General features: G+C 45.0%; 1 protein-coding gene. It reads right to left on the bottom strand.

Annotated features, from left to right (window positions below):
• Nucleotides 1-673, bottom strand: a 673-nt coding sequence (locus A3739_RS05640; protein WP_068500620.1) for an ABC transporter permease, incomplete at its 3' end; no start/stop codon positions are given.
• Between the last annotated feature and the right edge of the window lie 71 nt (nucleotides 674-744).

The raw sequence follows: 744 nt of genomic DNA, 5'->3' as shown, positions 1-744 counted from the left end.
ACATCAAGAACGCGACAACGCCTGCGCCGAGCATGGCTGGCCTGAGGTAGGGTAAGGTAATAGTACGTAATACTTCAAAGCGACTTGCGCCTAGATTGTAGGCGGCTTCCTCAAGTGATCTATCAAACTTTTTCAGCCGAGCCGAAATAACTAAGGTCGCAATCGTAGTTATAAAGGCGAATTGGCCAAGCACTACGAGTAATAGCCCTGGTCTAAGGAACTCAAGATCCCACCCAATATGATCTTCAACTCCGTTAGCAAGCGTGTTTGAAAATACGAGAATAGAGATGCCGAGAATGACGCCCGGAATAACCAGAGGCAGCAACAACAATATGTATGCGAATTGTTTGAAGCGAAACTCATAACGTTCAAATAAAAAGGCATTGCTTGTGCCGATCGCAATGCTCAGTCCAGTCACACAGCATGCAACAAAGAATGAAACGCCAATGCCGTTCATTAGGCTACGATCATGAAATAAGCCTAATTTAGGTTGGGTATCGTTAATAAACCAATCCCATGTAAAGCCTTTCCATGGTAGTGACGGAAACAGGGAGTCGTTAAAGGCAAAGCTCGCGACGACCACTAATGGCGCAATGAGGTAAACAAAAAATAGGAAGATATAGAGCTGATAGCTCCAGTTGTAGCGATTTGATCTGGGTATAGTAGGAAGCATATAAAGTCCTTAGCTTTTCGCTACTGTCGAAGCGAGCGTTTGTCCGGATAGCTTCAAACCAAGCCACACGA

The sequence above is a fragment of the Oleiphilus sp. HI0067 genome (assembly GCF_001635735.1).
Note: the sequence above shows the minus strand (reverse complement) of the source record. Positions and strands in the feature narration are given on the sequence as shown.